Genomic DNA, 15,015 nt, shown 5'->3' with positions numbered 1-15,015 from the left:
TTCGCCCGATCGCGGCGGGAACTGGTGGCTCGCGGCTCGGCGTTCGATCGTGCTCAGGCCCAACCCGGCAGGTTCTGCGAGATCACATAGACGGCAACGATGAGCACCAGCACGGCGAACACGCGGTTGAGCGCGGTCCGGCTCGCGGAGAGCTTCGTCGCCAGCAGCATGCCGAGGATGCCGCCGAGCACGCCGCCCGCGATGAACTGCGCGGCGAGAGCCCAGTCGACGAAGCCGGCCCGCACATAGTTCAGCGCCGTCGCGAGCCCGAAGGTGCCGACCGCCAGAAGCGATGAGCCGACGGCGTTGATCGTCGGCATGCCGGTGGCGAAGATGAGGGCCGGCACGATGAGGAAGCCGCCGCCGATGCCGAAGAACCCTGAGGCCGCGCCGGACAGGACGGCCGCGGCCGCCGTGACGAGGCACATGCGCAGGTCGACCGGACGGAGGCCGCTCGACGCTGCGGCCCGCGGGCGCAGCATCAGCAGGCCCACGGCCGCCATCAGCAGCCCGAAGAGGAAGAGCAGGCGCCTGCCGTCGACGTGCAGGCCGAGGCTCGACCCCACCCCCGCCCCGATCGTGCCGGCGAGCGCGAAGACGATGGCGCAGCGCCACCACACGTGGCCCTGGCGGGCGTGGGCGAGCAGATTGGCATAGGCATTGGCGGCGACGGCGAGCGCGCTGGTGCCGATAGCCACGTGCGGGCTCGAGACGCCGACCACGTAGAGCAGCAGCGGCGTTGCGAGGATCGAGCCACCGCCGCCGACGAGGCCGAGGGCGAAGCCGACGAGCCCGCCGGAGGCCACGGCCGGAACGAGGGAGGAGACCGTCACGAGCGCCTCCCGGCGATCAGGTGATCATGGACGATCATGCCGAGGGCCATCGCCGCGACGAAGAGGACCACGGGCACGAGCCCCATCGACAAGGCCGAGACCGCCGGCCCCGGGCAGAAGCCGGCAAGGCCCCAGCCGCTGCCGAAGATCGCCGAGCCGAGAAGCAGGCGCCGGTCGATCGTGCCCTTCTCGGGAAGGTGGAAGCGCCCGTCGAGCAGCGGCTGCGCCAGACGGCGCTGCAGCATGACGCCGGGGACCGCCACCACGAGGGCGCCACCCAGCACGAACGCCAGGCTCGGGTCCCAACGGCCGCTCGCGACGTCGAGAAAGCCCAGCACGCGGGACGGATCGATCATGCCGGAGAGCGACAGACCGAAGCCGAAGACCGCCCCGGCCAGGAGCGCGACGAGGAGACGGGCGCACGCGCGGGCGTTCATCGCAAGGCTCCCGCCACGGTCGCGACGACGACTCCGGTCACGAGGAAGGTGATGGTCGCGGCCAAGGAGCGCCTGGAGAGGCGCGCAAGGCCGAGAATGCCGTGGCCCGACGTGCAGCCCGACCCCATGCGGGTGCCGACGCCGACGAGCAGCCCCGCGATCAGCACGGCAGGCCAGGAGGCGGCGATCGTCACCGCGGGAAAGTGCCCGTAGACGGCGGCATGGATGACCGGCCCGGCGACGAGGCCGAGAACGAAGGCGGCATTGGCCGGCACCTGCTGCCCGCCGACGAGACGCCCGACAATGCCGCTGATGCCGGCGATGCGGCCGTTGACGAGCAGCAGCAGCATGGCTGCGCAGCCGAGCAGCATGCCGCCGAAGAGCGAAGGCCAATAGGTCGTCACGGCCGCTCCTCCGGTGCGCAGAAGATGGCGTACAGCGCCTCGATCAGCCGAGCCGCCTTCGCCTCCGTCAGCCGGTAGAAGATCTGCTTGGCCTCACGCCGTGTCTCGACGATGCCGGCCTCGCGCAGCACGCCGAGCTGCTGGGACAGGGTCGGCTGGTGGATGCCGAGCATCTCCTCCAAGGCGCCGACGGAATATTCGCCCTCGGCCAGAGTGCAGGCGAGCATCAGGCGTGCCGGGTGGGCGAGCGTCTTCAGCAAGGCAGCGACCTCGCCGGCCCGGGCTTCCATCTCGTCGGCCCCCATCGACGGGCGGGGAGCGGTGTCGAGCGTCCTCACCATGCCGCTCCCTCCAGCGCGTCGAGCGGGAACTTGAGGTAGCGCCGGCCGTTGCCCTCCGGCTCGGGCAGGCGGCCGCCGCGCAGATTGACCTGCAGCGCGTGCAGGATCAGGCTCGGCATGGGCAGGGTGCAGTCACGGGCCTGGCGAAGCTTGACGAAGCCGGCCTCGTCCATGCCGGCGATATGCCGGTTGGCGCGCTTCTGCTCGCCGACCGTGCTTTCCCATTTCGGGTTGCGCCCCTCGGGCTGGTAGTCGTGGCCGGTGAACAGCCTGGTGTCGTCCGGCAGGGACAGGATCGATTGGATCGAGGCCCAGAGGACCTTGGCGCTGCCGCCCGGGAAGTCCGCCCGCGCCGTCCCCGAATCCGGCATGAAGATGGTGTCGTGGACGAAGGCGGCATCGCCGATCACGTAGGTCACGGACGCCAGCGTATGGCCGGGCGAGAACATGACGCGGCCGTCGAGGCCGCCCACCCTGAAGGTGTCGCCGTCGGCGAAGAGCCGATCCCATTGCGAGCCGTCGGCCGCGAGCGCGGGCCAGTTGTAGATGCCCTTCCAGAGTGCCTGCACCTCGCTCACGTGGGCGCCGATGGCGGTCGGTGCCCCCGCCTTCTGCTTCAGGTAGTGGGCGGCGGAGAAATGGTCCGCATGGGGATGGGTGTCGAGGATCCATTCGACCGTCAGCCCCTCCGCCGCGACGTAAGCCAGGATCGCGTCGGCGTTGCGTGTGCCGGTCGCGCCGGACCTCTCGTCGAAATCGTAGACCGGGTCGATGATGGCGCAGCGCTTCGTCGCCGGATCGCTCACCACGTACTGGATGCTCCAGGTCCGCGGGTCGAAGAAGCCCCTCACGTGCGGCACGCGCGCCGCCTCGCGCTCCAGCCAGCGCGCCGCACCGGAGAGATCGAAGCCGTGGCGCTTGCCGAAGGCCTCAACCTCCGCCCTGTCCATGCGCCCGTCCAGCACCTCGCCGAGGACATGGAGGGCGAGCGCGCGGGCGCCGCTCTTGCAATGGGCGAAGACAGGCCCCTTGGCGCCCGCGATCACACGCTGAAAGGCACGGATGTCGGCTTCGGTGATGCCCTGGCCGGTGACAGGCACGAAGGTGTAGTCGAGCGCCGCCGCCTTGGCCGCGGCCCTCTCCGCGTCGTTGCCCGGCTGGCCGGCCTCCTCCCCGTCGGGGCGGGCGTTGACGACGGCGGCGTAGCCTTCGCCCGCCAGCTGCCGAAAGGCGGCCGGATCGGGCTGGGCGGCCACCGTCAGGCGGTCATTGATCTTCACGGCATGCATGACGGCATCCTTTGGCGACATCAATATACGTTTAAATATAATGTATATTGATAAACTGCAAGCCCCCCGGAGCCAGACATCGCCGCAGGCCACGCCACAACCCGAGCCGCAGGCCGATGCCGGCTTCGCATGCAGTGCCTGACGGCGGGCCGCCCGCAGCTGGATGCGGCCGCGGGTGCCCGCCCGCCTCAGGCGCCCCCGCCACCAGCAGGAAGGACGACGACGCGGGCGCCGTCCGGCACCCGCCGGTAGAGGTCGATGACGTCCTGGTTGATCATGCGGATGCAGCCGGACGATACGGCCTCCCCGATCGACCACGGCTCGTTGGTGCCATGGATGCGATAAAGCGTATCCTTGCCGTCCTTGAACAGATAGAGCGCGCGGGCACCGAGCGGATTACCGGTGCCGCCCGCCATGCCGCCGGCCCATCTGGCATATCGCTCCGGCTCGCGGGCGATCATGCTCCGCGTCGGCGTCCAGCGCGGCCATTGGCGCTTGTGGGCGACGTTCGCCGTTCCGGACCATGCCATGCCCTCGCGGCCGACCCCCACGCCGTAGCGCAGTGCCTTGCCGCCGTCCTGGACGAGATAGAGAAAGCGGTTCTTTGGATCGACGACGATGGTGCCGGCCGGCTGGCCGGTGGGATCGTCCACGAGCTGGCGCATGTAGCGTGGCTTGAGCTCGTCCAGCGCCACGGCCGGGACGGGGAAGGCCTCGTCCGTCACGACCGCGTAGCGCCGCGCCGCCGCGGGCGCGACGAGGGCCTCCGCCGCCGGGCCAACCGGCGCGAGAGACGTGGTGGTGCAGGCGCCAAGCGCCAGCGGCAGCAGAGCGGCATGAAGCCGCCACGCCGACAGCCAAGGGAGCACAGGGAAACGCATCGGATGGATCACCCGCCCCTCACTTGGCCGTCTGACGGCGACGTGCCTCGGCGAGGGCTTCCTTGAAGCCGGCATAGTCGAGCGCCGCGGTGCGGAACGGGCCGATGAGATAGACGGGCGTGCCCTCGAGCCCGAGCGACTCGGCCTGGGCCGCGTTGCGTCGGAGCAGCGCCCTGATGGCGTCGGAATGGGCCTGGAGGTCGGCCTGCAGGCGGGCCATGTCGATGCCGGATGCCTTCACCGCCTCCAGCATCCTCTCCTTCGGGAGGCGTGAGCCGGTGATGGCCATCAGCGCGTGGTGAACTGCGTCGTACCGGCCCTGATACCTGGCGGCCAGCGCCAGCTGTGCCCCGTAAACCGAGGCCTCCGTCAGGATCGGCCAATCCTTGTAGACGAGGCGAACCGCACCATCGTCCTTGACGGCCCGCGCCAGGTCCGGCGCCGACGTCTTGCAGTAGGGACAGTTGTAGTCGAGGAACGCGACGATGGTGACGTCGCCCTTCGGGTTGCCGGCCGTCGGCGCCTCGGGATCGCGCAGGATGCCGTCTGCATCGACGCCCTGCGCACGAGCCGTGCGCCAGGCTCCTGCGGAGACGAGCAGGACGGCAAGCGCCAGCAGCATGCGGACGAGAAGGTCTCTGCGTTTCATCGATTGTCCTTCGGGATGAACGGTTGGACGTGGGCTTGTGGGAGACGGCTTGCGATGCCCCGCGCCGCGAGCGGGCCTGCGCTGTTGCCTCCGACGCGCGGCAGCCTCGCCCTCCACCTTAAGGCAGCCTTAAGGTGCGGGTAGGAGGACCGAAATCGTCGGGGACAGCGGACGAATGGTGATGCGCATACTCGTCGTCGAGGACGACCCGGTTCTGTCGGACGGATTGAAGGTCGGCCTCGGGCTGACCGGATCGACGATCGACAATGTCGCGACCTGCGCCGACGCACGCGCAGCCCTTGCAACCTCGACGTTCGACGCCGTCGTGCTCGATCTGTCGCTGCCCGACGGCTCGGGCCTCGACGTGCTCAAGGGCCTCCGCGGCGACGGCGATGCGACGCCGGTCATCCTGCTCACCGCCCTCGACGAGACCGCCGACCGGATTCGCGGCCTCGACGCCGGCGCCGACGACTATCTCGGCAAGCCCTTCGACCTCGACGAGCTGGCGGCCCGGCTGCGCGCCGTTGCACGGCGCCGGGACGGGCGCGCCGGACCGGTGCTGGAGGCTGCCGGGATCGTTCTCGATCCGGCCGCGCTGAGCGCCATCGTCGACGGTGAGGCGCTGTCCCTCTCGAGGCGTGAGTTTGCAGTTCTTGCGGCGCTCATGGAGCGGCCAGGCATCATCCGCTCGCGGACGGAGCTGGAGGATCGTCTCTACGGCTGGCAGGCAGAGGTGGAAAGCAACGCGGTCGAGGTCCACATCCACAACCTGCGCACCAAGGTGGGGCGGGCGGCGATCGAGACGGTCCGCGGCCTGGGCTACCGCATCCGGGGCCTGTCTTGACCTCGCTGCGCCGGCGTCTCTTCGCGCTGCTGCTGGCGGCGACGGGCGCCATCTGGCTCAGCGCCGTCGCCTGGATCTATCTCGGCAGCCGCGTCGAGCTCGAGCACGTGCTCGACACCCGCCTGCAGGAGGCGGCGCGCATGGTTCATTCGCTCGTCGCCGGCGGCAATATGGCGGCTGCCACCGCGCCGACCTTCACGGACGCCAGCTACGCCCGCCAGCTCTCGTGCCAGATCTGGTCGCTCGATGGTCGCCTCGTCGCCCGGTCGAGCGGCGCGCCCGACCGGAGCCTCGCCCTGGACAAGGAGGGCTTTGCCGACCGGGACGTCGATGGCGAGACCTGGCGGGTCTACACCATCGTCGACACGGCGAAAGGTGTCCGCGTCGCCGTCGGCGATCGCATCGGCCTGCGCGACAGGCTGGTGCGAGACCTGGTTGCGGGACTGGTCTGGCCGGCGGTGCTCATCGCGCCGATGCTCGGCACGCTGATCTGGCTGAGCCTCGGCAAGGGGCTTGCTCCGCTCAACGCGGTTGCCGGCGAGATTGCCGCGCGCGACGCCGAGGACATGCGGCCCATCGCATCCGAGGACGCGCCCTCAGAGGTGCGGCCGCTCATCCTTGCCCTCAACGGCCTGTTCGGCAAGGTCGAGGCGGCGCGCCGCCACGAACGGGAGATCACCGCCTTCGCCGCGCATGAACTGCGTACCCCGCTCGCCGGACTGAAGACCCAGGTGCAGGTGGCCCTGGCGGCGACGGAGACATCCGTTCGCGAAGGCGCCCTGCGTCAGGTCCTCGTCGCCGTCGACAGGACGAGCCGGCTCGCGCGCCAGCTGCTGGCGCTCGCCAGGCTCGAAGCCATGCCCGGCTCGAAGGGCGGCGAGACGGCCAATGTCGGCGCCGTCGTGCGCGACGTCGTCTCCTCCTCCGCGGCCCGGGCCGACGTCACCGTGGAGGTCGACCCGGCCCTGGACCGGCTCGACTTGAAGGGCGACTACAACAGCCTGCATCTCGTGCTCAGGAACCTGCACGAAAACGCCGTCGAGCACATGCAGGCGCCCGGCCGCGTGGTCTGGAAAGCCCTGCCGGAAGGAGGCGGCCTGACGGTGGAGGACGAAGGGCCCGGCATTCCCGACGACGAGCTCGCCCTCGTCACACGGCGGTTCTATCGCGGCCGCCATAAGAGCGCCTCCGGCACCGGCCTCGGGCTGACGATCGCCCAGATGGCGGCCGAGCGCCTCGGCACCCGTCTCGCCCTCGCCAATCGCGGCGATCGCCGCGGCCTGCGGTGCAGCCTGCGGTGGGCATGAGCCGCGTGGCAGGTCGGACGAGCTCGCCCGACAGGCCGCTGCGGATGGCCTGCCGGGACGGGACCGGCAGGGCTCGGGGATGTGGGCGCCGCCGGCCGCGCTGACCTTGCGACCACGGCGAACGACCGGTGATGTGGCCGACGGAGGCGCCGGCGCCGGCTCAGCTCGGGTCGTCGCGGTGCACGTCGTGCACGGCCATGCCGATCGATTCCGGGGGCTTCACCAGCCACTTGCGATGCTGCAAGGTCTTGCGCGTGTCCTCATAACCGGAATGCCAGTGCTCCCGCATGGAGGTGCCGGAGAATTCGTAATCCTTGGCGTCGCTCTCGTAGATCTTCTGCTGGTAGATGAGATGAACGATGTTGATCTGCGGCACGTCCGCTGCCATCACCGCGAGAAATGCGCGATCCTCGTCCGTCAATGCCTCGGGCGGCACCCGCAGCAAGGCTTGATACAGCTTGAGCCGTAGATTGTGCATGCGCCGAAAGGCGTCGGTGTTGTTGCGCGTGCGGCTCGAATACATGATGTCCTTGTGGCGGGCGAGCACGTCCGCCATGTCGCGCGGAAGGATGCCGCGCGCGCTGAACAGATCGACCTGGAAGACCAGGGTGTCGCGCACGTCCTCCTGCTCCAGCAGATATTGCAGCGGCGTGTTGGAGACGATGCCGCCGTCCCAGTAGTATTCGTTCTCGATGAGGATGGGGGGAAAGGCCGGCGGCAGCGCGCCGGAGGCCATGATGTGCTGCGGGCCGATCACCTCGATCTCGCTGTCGAAGTAGCGGAAGTTGCCGCTGCGGACGTTGACGGCCCCGACGCTGAGGCGGCGCTCACGGTCGTTCAGCACCTCCCAGTCGATCAACCGGTTGAGCGTCTGCTCCAGCTCGGCCGTGTCGTAGAAGCTGGTGGCGCCCGCCGCGCCGGCCAATTGGAGCCACGGATTGACGTTGCGCGGCTTGAAGAAGCCAGGCAGGCCCGACATCGTCGTCAGCGCGGCGCTCGTCTGGTTGCGCAGCTTGCGGAACAGGTCGCCCTCGGGGGTGAAGTGCCAGACCTTGCGGCTCGACACGGTCTCCCAGAAGTCCCGCAGCCGATCGATCTGGTTGCCGGGTCGGTTGCCGGCGATGATCGCGGCGTTGATAGCGCCGATCGATACGCCCGAGAGCCAGTTGGGGCTGATGCCGGCCTCGGCGAGCGCCTGGAAGACGCCGGCCTGATAGGCGCCGAGCGCACCGCCGCCCTGGAGCACCAGCGCCACCGACTGATAGGACGCGAGCAGCTCCTCCATGGGAGGCAGCTCGCTTCTGCGCTTGCGCGTCGCGTCGGTCATGTTCAGCATCGCTCAGCCTTCGTTCATGTAGTCGTGGACAACCTCGCCCAGGCCGAGCGTGAGGTCAGCTATAAAATGCGTGGCCGAGAGCACCTCCAGCACCGGCAGCCGCGCCACATCGGCGATGACGTGCCGGAACAGCTGCAAGTCGGCAGGGCCCGACCAGGCGCCCTTCACGGTGATGTCCTCGAGGTGGTAGCGCACCAGCTCGCAGATGCGTGGCTGTGCGTCCACATGCGGAATGATCTTGACGAGGAAGTTCGGCTTGGCCAGCGAATGGGCGATCTCATCCGTATCGAGGGTGCGGTGCTTGTAGCCCATGGTCGCGGTCGCGCAAAGCACCGTGCCGTAGTGCAGCGTGCCGACGATCACCTCGCCCTCGTGGACGAGCTTGGGAAAGGCGAGCTTCTTGGGAAAGCCCCAGATCTCGCGGCCGCCGGCGATCGGCGCATCGTCATCGAGATACATGGCGTGGACGTAGACCCCATCCTTGCCATTGAAACGGACGGGGATCACCTGGCCGGACTCGGTGTAGTCGCCGAAGCCGGTCGAGTCCGGCATCTTGATGAACTCGTACTTGACGACCGGCTCGACGATCTCGAGCGGCTCGGGGACGGCCGCCCTCAACGCCTCAGGATCGGTCCTGTAGGTGATGATGACATATTCCCGGTCGATGAAGCGGTAGGGGCCCCTCGGATAGGCCGGATTGGTGAGGGGCATCGCATAGGCGCGGCGAACGTCCTTGGTCTTCATGGCTGCCTTTCCCGTGTGGGAGGAATCCGGCCGACGGCACTCAGTGAGCTGATTGCACCGACGTTGCGCGTAATCTATCTCCGGGCATGACAAGCCAATGACGCCGGGCACTCGAAACAAAATATGCATTCGATAGAATCTAAACTTGGAAAGACAAGAATATATTTTTCAATAACTTAATATAACGAATATTTTTCGACACACACCAAGTGTATGGATTTCCGCTTTCGAGTGCGGATTTTATGTCATAGAAATGTAAGGCATCGAGGCTAGCTACGGATTCACTTCTCGGGGCGAAGTGCCGCGCCCCGGGCCGCGGGCCGGCGCCGAGTTGCTCGACCGTTCGCGGCACCGAACCCGGAGAAGCTGAATGAGCGTCGGCCTGATCGCCTTACTCGACGATGTCGCCGCGCTGGCCAAGGTTGCCGCCGCCTCGCTCGACGATATCGCCGGCCAGGCCATGAAGGCAGGCACCAAGGCGGCCGGCGTGGTCATCGACGACGCCGCCGTGACGCCGCGCTATGTGACCGGCTTTTCCGCTTCGCGCGAACTGCCCATCATCGCCAAGATCGCGCGCGGCTCGCTGAAGAACAAGCTGCTGTTCCTGCTGCCGGCGGCCCTGGCGCTCAGCCTTCTGCTGCCGCAGGCGATCATGCCGCTCCTCATGATCGGCGGCCTCTATCTCTGCTACGAGGGGGCCGAGAAGATCTATCAGCTCGCCTTCCCCCATGCGGCCCACGCGCACGAGGCGGAGGTCGAGCCGATCAGCCTCGACGCCAAGTCGTTCGAGGACCAGAAGGTCGCGGGCGCGATCCGGACCGACTTCATTCTCTCGGCCGAGATCATGACCATCACGCTGGGCGCGATCCCCGATGCGGACCTGCCGACCCAGGCCCTGGTGCTCGCCGTGGTCGGCTTCGCCATCACCGTCGCGGTCTACGGCGTCGTGGCCCTGATCGTGAAGGCCGACGACGTGGGGCTGATGCTCGCCCGCACATCGTCACCCTCGCCCATCGGCGGGCTGTCCCGCACGATCGGCCGCGGCCTCGTCCAGGGGATGCCGTATTTCCTGAAGGCGCTCGGACTGGTCGGAACGGCGGCCATGATCTGGGTGGGCGGCGGCATCATCCTGCACGGCTTCGAGAGCTACGGCTACGGCTGGCTGAGCCACCTCCTGCACGATGCCGGCGAAGCGGTCGCGCACGCCCTGCCCGCCATAAGCTCCCTCGCCTCCTGGCTGGTCCAGGCGGGCGGCGCGGGCCTGGCCGGCCTCGCCATCGGCGCGCTGACCATTCCGGCGATGAGCTACGGTGTTTCGCCGCTGTGGCGGTGGATCAAGACACGCGTAAGCCCCGCCCGCCCGGCGTGAGGCGGGCCGCGACGCCCTCCGCTCAACCGGAGAAGTAGGCGCTCGGCGACCTGCCGAGCGAGCGGCGGAACATGGCTGCGAAGGCGCTGGGGCTGTCGTAGCCGCAGTCCAGCGCAACGTGCAGGATGGATTTGCCGTCCGCCAGCAACGTCAACGCCTGGAGGATGCGGGTTTGCTGGCGCCAGCGGCCGAAGCTCATGCCGGTCTCGCGCCGGAACAGCCGCATGAAGCTCGAGCGGCTCATGCGCAGCGTGGCGGCGGCCTCCGCGACGGAGACGTCGCCCGCCGGATCGCCGCGCACCCGCTGGCAGAACCGGGCCAGTTCCCTGTGTCCCGGCATGGGCAGAGCGAGCGGCTCGATGGGCAAGAAGGCGAGCTCCAGGAGCAGCAGCCGCGTCACCGCCTGCACCAGGGCGCCGGTGTCGGCTCCGCTCTCAGGCGCGCCCTGCCCCGGCTGGTCGGCGAGGGCGGCGAGCCTCACGATCAGCTCGCGCAGCAGCGGCGTCACCGCCACGACCCGGCAGGCGTCGGACAGGCCCTTCGCGTGGGCGGCACCGATCAGCAGGGCGCGGAACTGCACCGCAGCCGGGCTCATCGTCATATGCTCGACGCCGGCCGGCACCCAGACGGCGCGGTTCGGCGGCACAACCCATGTGCCGAGGTCCGTCGTCACCGCGACGACGCCGCTGATCGCATAGATGAGCTGGGCCTCCGCGTGGCTGTGCCGGACGCTTGTAAAGCGCTGCTCGTCCTGGCTGACGACGGCGAACTGGTCGGTGACGGCCTGGCGCCGCATGGGGCAGCCTGATCCTTTTACGATGATGAATGACCTTTGCGCGCGAGAGTATCACATGCAGGTGCGATAGGACGATCGCCTCCAGGAAGCAGAAGCCGCCCTCACGTGTTCGACGTCGCCCCCATCGCCTCTCCATCCGGTCGACCGCGCTCCGCGGCGACGACGGTCGCGGCATGCGCGGACGCGTCCCGCCGTGCCTTTGTGCCGGCTGCCGGCCTGCTCCTGACCGTTGCCCTGCGACTTACCGGCGGTCGTCGGGACTGACGGCATCCCGGCGGCCGTAGCCAGCCGTGCTCGCTTCAACGCATAACCAGCACGCAACGGACCCCATCATGCTGAGGACCCCGCACACCAAGTATCGCCCGCTCATCCCGCCCGTCGACCTGCCGGACCGGCATTGGCCGTCGCGGCGCCTGACGGCGGCCCCTCGCTGGCTCTCCACCGATCTGCGCGACGGCAACCAGGCGCTGGCCGACCCGATGGACGGGGACCGCAAGCTGCGCTTCTACGACACGCTCGTCGCCATCGGCTTCAAGGAGATCGAGGTCGCCTTTCCGTCAGCCTCGCAGACGGAGTTCGACTTCGTCCGCCGGCTCGTCGAGGAGGATCGCATCCCCGACGACGTGGCGATCCAGGTGCTGACCCAGGCACGCGCCGACCTGATCGCCCGCACCTTCGAGTCGCTGGCCGGTGCGCGCCGCGCCATCGTCCATCTCTACAACGCCACCGCCCCGCTGTTCCGCCGTGTGGTCTTCGGCCTGGAGCGGCACGAGATCGTGGCGCTCGCCGTCGCCGGCGTCACGGCCATGCTGGAGGAGAGCCACAGGCGGCCCGAGACGGACTGGACCTTCGAGTACTCGCCCGAGACCTTCTGCTTCACCGAGCCCGACTTCGCGCTGGAGATCTGCGAGCGCGTGCTCGACGTCTGGCAGCCGACGCCGGAGCGCCCGGCGATCCTCAATCTGCCGGCGACGGTGGAGGTCGCCATGCCGAACGTCTACGCCGATCAGATCGAGTGGTTCTGCCGCCACATCTCGCGACGCGAGGCAGTCGTCGTCAGCGTCCACCCGCACAACGACCGGGGCACGGCGGTGGCGGCGGCCGAGCAGGCGCTGCTTGCCGGCGCTGACCGTGTCGAGGGCTGCCTGTTCGGCAACGGCGAGCGCACCGGCAACGTCGACGTGCTGACGCTGGCGCTCAACCTCTACACGCAGGGCATCGACCCCGGGCTCTACGTCCCGGCCATGCGCGACGTGGTCAGAACCGTCGAGCACTGCACCGGCCTCCCGGTCCATCCGCGCCACCCTTACGCCGGCGAGCTGGTGCACACCGCCTTCTCCGGCTCGCACCAGGATGCCATTCGCAAGGGCTTCGCCGCGCACGCCGCCCGCAACGACGGCGTCTGGGAGATGCCGTATCTGCCGATCGACCCGGCCGACATCGGCGAAAGCTACGAGGCGGTCATCCGCGTCAACAGCCAGTCCGGCAAGGGCGGCGTCGCGTGGGTCATGGAGCAGGACAGGGGCCTCAGGCTGCCGCGCGCGCTGCAGATCGATTTCAGCCGGCGCGTGCAGGCCCTCGCCGACCGGACCGGCCGCGAACTGACGGCCGACGACATCTGGGCGGAATTCCGCCAGGCCTACCGGCTCGACGGACCACAGCCGTTCGAGCTCGTCGAATATGGGGACGGCGGCCGGCAGGGCGCGGGCGCCGAGCGGGTGTTCGTCGGCCGCATCCGTCACCGCGGGCGCGAGGTTCCCGTGACCGGCCGCGGCAACGGGCTGCTCTCCGCGGCGCTCGCGGCCATGGCGGACGGCTTCGGCAGCACCCTCGAGGTGGTCGACTACCAGGAGCACGCGCTGACGCGGGGCAGTGATGCGCAGGCGGTCGCCTACCTGCAATGTGCCGGCCCCGGCGGCTCGCCCCTCTTCGGTGTCGGCATCGACAGCGACGTCGCCACGGCGTCCGTCAAGGCGGTGCTGAGCGCCGCCGGCGCCGGCGGGTGAGGTGCAGGCATGAGCGGACCGCCGATGCCGGCGGCCCGCTCTGCCGCCGTGCCGACGTCGGCGGCGACATGGCCGGCCTCGTTCCCCGCGGCATCCGGCGCCGTGCGGGCCGTCGCGATCAGCCGGCCCTGCCCTGCTCGGCCTCGCGTCGCCCGGCGTCCTCCTCCTCCCGCAGTTGGCGACGCATGATCTTGCCGGTCACCGTCAACGGCAGAGCGGAGCGGAACTCGATGTCTCGCGGATACTCGTGTGCCGAGAGCCTTTGCTTGACGAAATCCCGAATGGAGTCCCGCAGCCCCGGGCCCACCGTCGCGCCACTGGCGGGGACGACGAAGGCCTTCACGATCTCGCCACGCAGACGGTCCGGGACGCCGATGACCGCGGCCATCGCCACAGCGGGATGCAGCAGCAGGCAGCTCTCCACCTCGTCTGGTCCGATCCGGTAACCGGCGCTGGAGATGATGTCGTCGTCCCGCCCGCGAAAGTAGAAGAACCCCTGTTCGTCGCACTCGCCGACATCACCGGTGAGAAGCCAGCCGTTGCGATATTTCTCTTCAGTGGCTTCCGGCTGCCGCAGATAGCCGAGAAACATGACCGGATCGGGGGCGCGCAAGGCGATGATGCCGCGGCGGCCGGCCGGCAGGGGATGTCCCTGCGGATCGACCACGGCCACGGCATGGCCCGGCACCGGCCGGCCCATCGACCCGGACGGGCAGGACATCACGGAGGCGCAGCTGCAGACGATGAGGTTGGCCTCCGTCTGGCCGTAGATCTCGCTGATGTCGACGCGCAGCCGCTCCCTCCCCCAGGCGAGCATCTCGTCGCCGAGCCGCTCGCCGCCGCTGATGATGCTTCTGAGCTTCAGGCGATCGAGGGACGCCGGCTCCGCCGACTGGCGGATCATCCGGAGCGCCGTCGGCGGCAGGAACGTGTTGCGCACCCGATTGCGGATCATGAGGTCGAGGGCGAGCTCGGGATCGAACTTCGGCAGCCGGCCCGCGACGACGGGCAGGCCGTGGAAGAGCGCCGGCAGCAGCGTCGCGAGCAGGCCGCCACCCCAGGCCCAGTCGGCGGGCGTCCAGACGACGTCGCCGTCCTGTGGCAGGAAATCGTGCGACAGCTCGACGCCGGGCAGGATGCCGAGCAGGACATGGTGGGCGTGGAGCACGCCCTTCGGCGCGCCCGTGGTGCCGGAGGTATATTGCAGGAGGGCGGGATCGGAGGGGGCGGTATCGACCAGCTCGTGCCGGTCGGAGGCCGCGGCCAGGAGGTCGTCCCAGCCGAGCACGCCCGGAGCGCGAGCCGATCCTGTGGTGATGATCACCCGGAGGTCTGGCAGATCTCCGCGCAACGGCTCGATCTTGGGCAGGCTTTCGTCGTCCGTGATCAGCACGCGCGCGCCACTGTCCCGCAGCCGGTGCTCGATGGCGTCCGGGCCGAACAGGTTGAAGAGCGGCAGCGCCACCGCTCCCAGGCGGTAGATCGCGAGATGCGCGATCAGCGTTGCCGCGCTCTGCGGCAACAGGATCGCGGCGACGTCCTGCCGCGAGACGCCGTGCGCCGCGAGGGCATTGGCAAGACGACGGCTCGCCGCCGACAGATCCTCGAACGTCCAGACCCGGGGCGTGCCCCAAGTCTCCTCGATGAGCGCGGTGCGGCCATGTCCGACGTGCCGGTCGCACACGGCGCGGGCAATGTTGAAGCGGTCCGGCAAGCTCCAGGAGAACCCGGAAGCGAGCTCGCTGTAGGTCGACCTGCGTGTCAGCATTCTCCCACTCC

General features: G+C 69.1%; 15 protein-coding genes. 4 read left to right on the top strand and 11 right to left on the bottom strand.

Going from position 1 to position 15,015, the window contains the following annotated elements:
- Nucleotides 1–53: 53 nt before the first annotated feature.
- The 7 genes from ACZ5PO_RS18245 to ACZ5PO_RS18215 form a co-directional block, all read right to left on the bottom strand.
- Complete coding sequence (locus tag ACZ5PO_RS18245; RefSeq protein WP_464196004.1) at nucleotides 54–833, bottom strand: sulfite exporter TauE/SafE family protein; 780 nt, start codon at nucleotides 831–833, stop codon at nucleotides 54–56.
- A complete protein-coding gene (locus ACZ5PO_RS18240; RefSeq protein WP_464196002.1) occupies nucleotides 830–1,270 on the bottom strand; it encodes a DUF6691 family protein in 441 nt (146 codons plus the stop codon). The genes ACZ5PO_RS18245 and ACZ5PO_RS18240 overlap by 4 nt, the downstream gene beginning before the upstream one ends.
- Nucleotides 1,267–1,641 carry a YeeE/YedE family protein gene (locus ACZ5PO_RS18235; RefSeq protein WP_464196892.1) on the bottom strand — a complete coding sequence of 125 codons (375 nt, stop codon included), beginning with the start codon at nucleotides 1,639–1,641 and terminating at the stop codon, nucleotides 1,267–1,269. The genes ACZ5PO_RS18240 and ACZ5PO_RS18235 overlap by 4 nt, the downstream gene beginning before the upstream one ends.
- Nucleotides 1,642–1,670: 29 nt before the next feature.
- Entirely contained in the window at nucleotides 1,671–1,979 is a 309-nt protein-coding gene (gene bigR / locus ACZ5PO_RS18230) for a sulfite-sensing transcriptional repressor BigR (RefSeq protein ID WP_464196890.1), read from the bottom strand.
- Nucleotides 1,980–2,008: 29 nt separating this feature from the next.
- On the bottom strand, nucleotides 2,009–3,304 hold the full coding sequence (gene blh / locus ACZ5PO_RS18225) for a bifunctional sulfur transferase/dioxygenase Blh (protein WP_464196000.1): 1,296 nt from the start codon (nucleotides 3,302–3,304) through the stop codon (nucleotides 2,009–2,011).
- Between the two features lie 188 nt (nucleotides 3,305–3,492).
- Nucleotides 3,493–4,185 (bottom strand): L,D-transpeptidase, encoded by a 693-nt coding sequence (locus tag ACZ5PO_RS18220; RefSeq protein ID WP_464195998.1) that lies wholly within the window; start codon nucleotides 4,183–4,185, stop codon nucleotides 3,493–3,495.
- A gap of 19 nt (nucleotides 4,186–4,204) precedes the next feature.
- On the bottom strand, nucleotides 4,205–4,834 hold the full coding sequence (locus ACZ5PO_RS18215; RefSeq protein ID WP_464195996.1) for a DsbA family protein: 630 nt from the start codon (nucleotides 4,832–4,834) through the stop codon (nucleotides 4,205–4,207).
- Between the two features lie 181 nt (nucleotides 4,835–5,015).
- Between ACZ5PO_RS18215 and ACZ5PO_RS18210 the strand changes: the two genes are divergently transcribed.
- A complete protein-coding gene (locus ACZ5PO_RS18210) occupies nucleotides 5,016–5,678 on the top strand; it encodes a response regulator (protein ID WP_464195994.1) in 663 nt (220 codons plus the stop codon).
- Nucleotides 5,675–6,985: an ATP-binding protein gene (locus tag ACZ5PO_RS18205; RefSeq protein WP_464195992.1), complete on the top strand. Its 1,311-nt coding sequence runs from the start codon at nucleotides 5,675–5,677 to the stop codon at nucleotides 6,983–6,985. The genes ACZ5PO_RS18210 and ACZ5PO_RS18205 overlap by 4 nt, the downstream gene beginning before the upstream one ends.
- A gap of 160 nt (nucleotides 6,986–7,145) precedes the next feature.
- On the opposite strand, the gene ACZ5PO_RS18200 is transcribed toward ACZ5PO_RS18205, so the two are convergent.
- Nucleotides 7,146–8,312: a patatin-like phospholipase family protein gene (locus ACZ5PO_RS18200; RefSeq protein ID WP_464195990.1), complete on the bottom strand. Its 1,167-nt coding sequence runs from the start codon at nucleotides 8,310–8,312 to the stop codon at nucleotides 7,146–7,148.
- Nucleotides 8,313–8,324: 12 nt separating this feature from the next.
- The gene (locus ACZ5PO_RS18195) at nucleotides 8,325–9,065 is read right to left on the bottom strand and encodes an acetoacetate decarboxylase (RefSeq protein WP_464195988.1); all 741 of its coding nucleotides are present in this window, start codon (nucleotides 9,063–9,065) and stop codon (nucleotides 8,325–8,327) included.
- Nucleotides 9,066–9,435: 370 nt separating this feature from the next.
- Here ACZ5PO_RS18195 and ACZ5PO_RS18190 point away from each other — a divergent pair, with 370 nt between their 5' ends.
- A complete protein-coding gene (locus ACZ5PO_RS18190) occupies nucleotides 9,436–10,434 on the top strand; it encodes a DUF808 domain-containing protein (RefSeq protein WP_464195986.1) in 999 nt (332 codons plus the stop codon).
- A 22-nt stretch (nucleotides 10,435–10,456) separates the two neighbouring features.
- Here ACZ5PO_RS18190 and ACZ5PO_RS18185 read toward each other — a convergent pair whose 3' ends face one another.
- Nucleotides 10,457–11,230, bottom strand: a complete 774-nt coding sequence (locus ACZ5PO_RS18185) for an AraC family transcriptional regulator (protein ID WP_464195984.1) — start codon at nucleotides 11,228–11,230, stop codon at nucleotides 10,457–10,459.
- 332 nt (nucleotides 11,231–11,562) lie between these two features.
- On the opposite strand from ACZ5PO_RS18185, the gene leuA reads away from it, so the two are divergent.
- Nucleotides 11,563–13,236: a 2-isopropylmalate synthase gene (gene leuA / locus ACZ5PO_RS18180; protein WP_464195982.1), complete on the top strand. Its 1,674-nt coding sequence runs from the start codon at nucleotides 11,563–11,565 to the stop codon at nucleotides 13,234–13,236.
- Nucleotides 13,237–13,354: 118 nt separating this feature from the next.
- Here the strand turns inward: leuA and ACZ5PO_RS18175 are convergent, their stop codons facing one another.
- On the bottom strand, nucleotides 13,355–15,004 hold the full coding sequence (locus ACZ5PO_RS18175; protein ID WP_464195980.1) for an AMP-binding protein: 1,650 nt from the start codon (nucleotides 15,002–15,004) through the stop codon (nucleotides 13,355–13,357).
- Between the last annotated feature and the right edge of the window lie 11 nt (nucleotides 15,005–15,015).

The organism is Chelatococcus sp. KU-N122 (genome assembly GCF_055391085.1).
The sequence above is the reverse complement of the archived record's forward strand: the minus strand, read 5'-3'. Positions and strand labels throughout refer to the sequence as shown.

What these genes read in the sequence shown, in the direction of transcription:
- ACZ5PO_RS18240 (WP_464196002.1), bottom strand. Translation starts at nt 1,270, where the DNA reads ATGAACGCCCGCGCGTGCGCCCGTCTCCTCGTCGCGCTCCTGGCCGGG.
- ACZ5PO_RS18235 (WP_464196892.1), bottom strand. Translation starts at nt 1,641, where the DNA reads ATGCTGCTCGGCTGCGCAGCCATGCTGCTGCTGCTCGTCAACGGCCGC.
- bigR (WP_464196890.1), bottom strand. Translation starts at nt 1,979, where the DNA reads ATGGGGGCCGACGAGATGGAAGCCCGGGCCGGCGAGGTCGCTGCCTTG.
- blh (WP_464196000.1), bottom strand. Translation starts at nt 3,304, where the DNA reads ATGCATGCCGTGAAGATCAATGACCGCCTGACGGTGGCCGCCCAGCCC.
- ACZ5PO_RS18220 (WP_464195998.1), bottom strand. Translation starts at nt 4,185, where the DNA reads ATGCGTTTCCCTGTGCTCCCTTGGCTGTCGGCGTGGCGGCTTCATGCC.
- ACZ5PO_RS18215 (WP_464195996.1), bottom strand. Translation starts at nt 4,834, where the DNA reads ATGAAACGCAGAGACCTTCTCGTCCGCATGCTGCTGGCGCTTGCCGTC.
- ACZ5PO_RS18210 (WP_464195994.1), top strand. Translation starts at nt 5,016, where the DNA reads ATGCGCATACTCGTCGTCGAGGACGACCCGGTTCTGTCGGACGGATTG.
- ACZ5PO_RS18200 (WP_464195990.1), bottom strand. Translation starts at nt 8,312, where the DNA reads ATGACCGACGCGACGCGCAAGCGCAGAAGCGAGCTGCCTCCCATGGAG.
- ACZ5PO_RS18195 (WP_464195988.1), bottom strand. Translation starts at nt 9,065, where the DNA reads ATGAAGACCAAGGACGTTCGCCGCGCCTATGCGATGCCCCTCACCAAT.
- ACZ5PO_RS18190 (WP_464195986.1), top strand. Translation starts at nt 9,436, where the DNA reads ATGAGCGTCGGCCTGATCGCCTTACTCGACGATGTCGCCGCGCTGGCC.
- ACZ5PO_RS18185 (WP_464195984.1), bottom strand. Translation starts at nt 11,230, where the DNA reads ATGCGGCGCCAGGCCGTCACCGACCAGTTCGCCGTCGTCAGCCAGGAC.
- leuA (WP_464195982.1), top strand. Translation starts at nt 11,563, where the DNA reads ATGCTGAGGACCCCGCACACCAAGTATCGCCCGCTCATCCCGCCCGTC.
- ACZ5PO_RS18175 (WP_464195980.1), bottom strand. Translation starts at nt 15,004, where the DNA reads ATGCTGACACGCAGGTCGACCTACAGCGAGCTCGCTTCCGGGTTCTCC.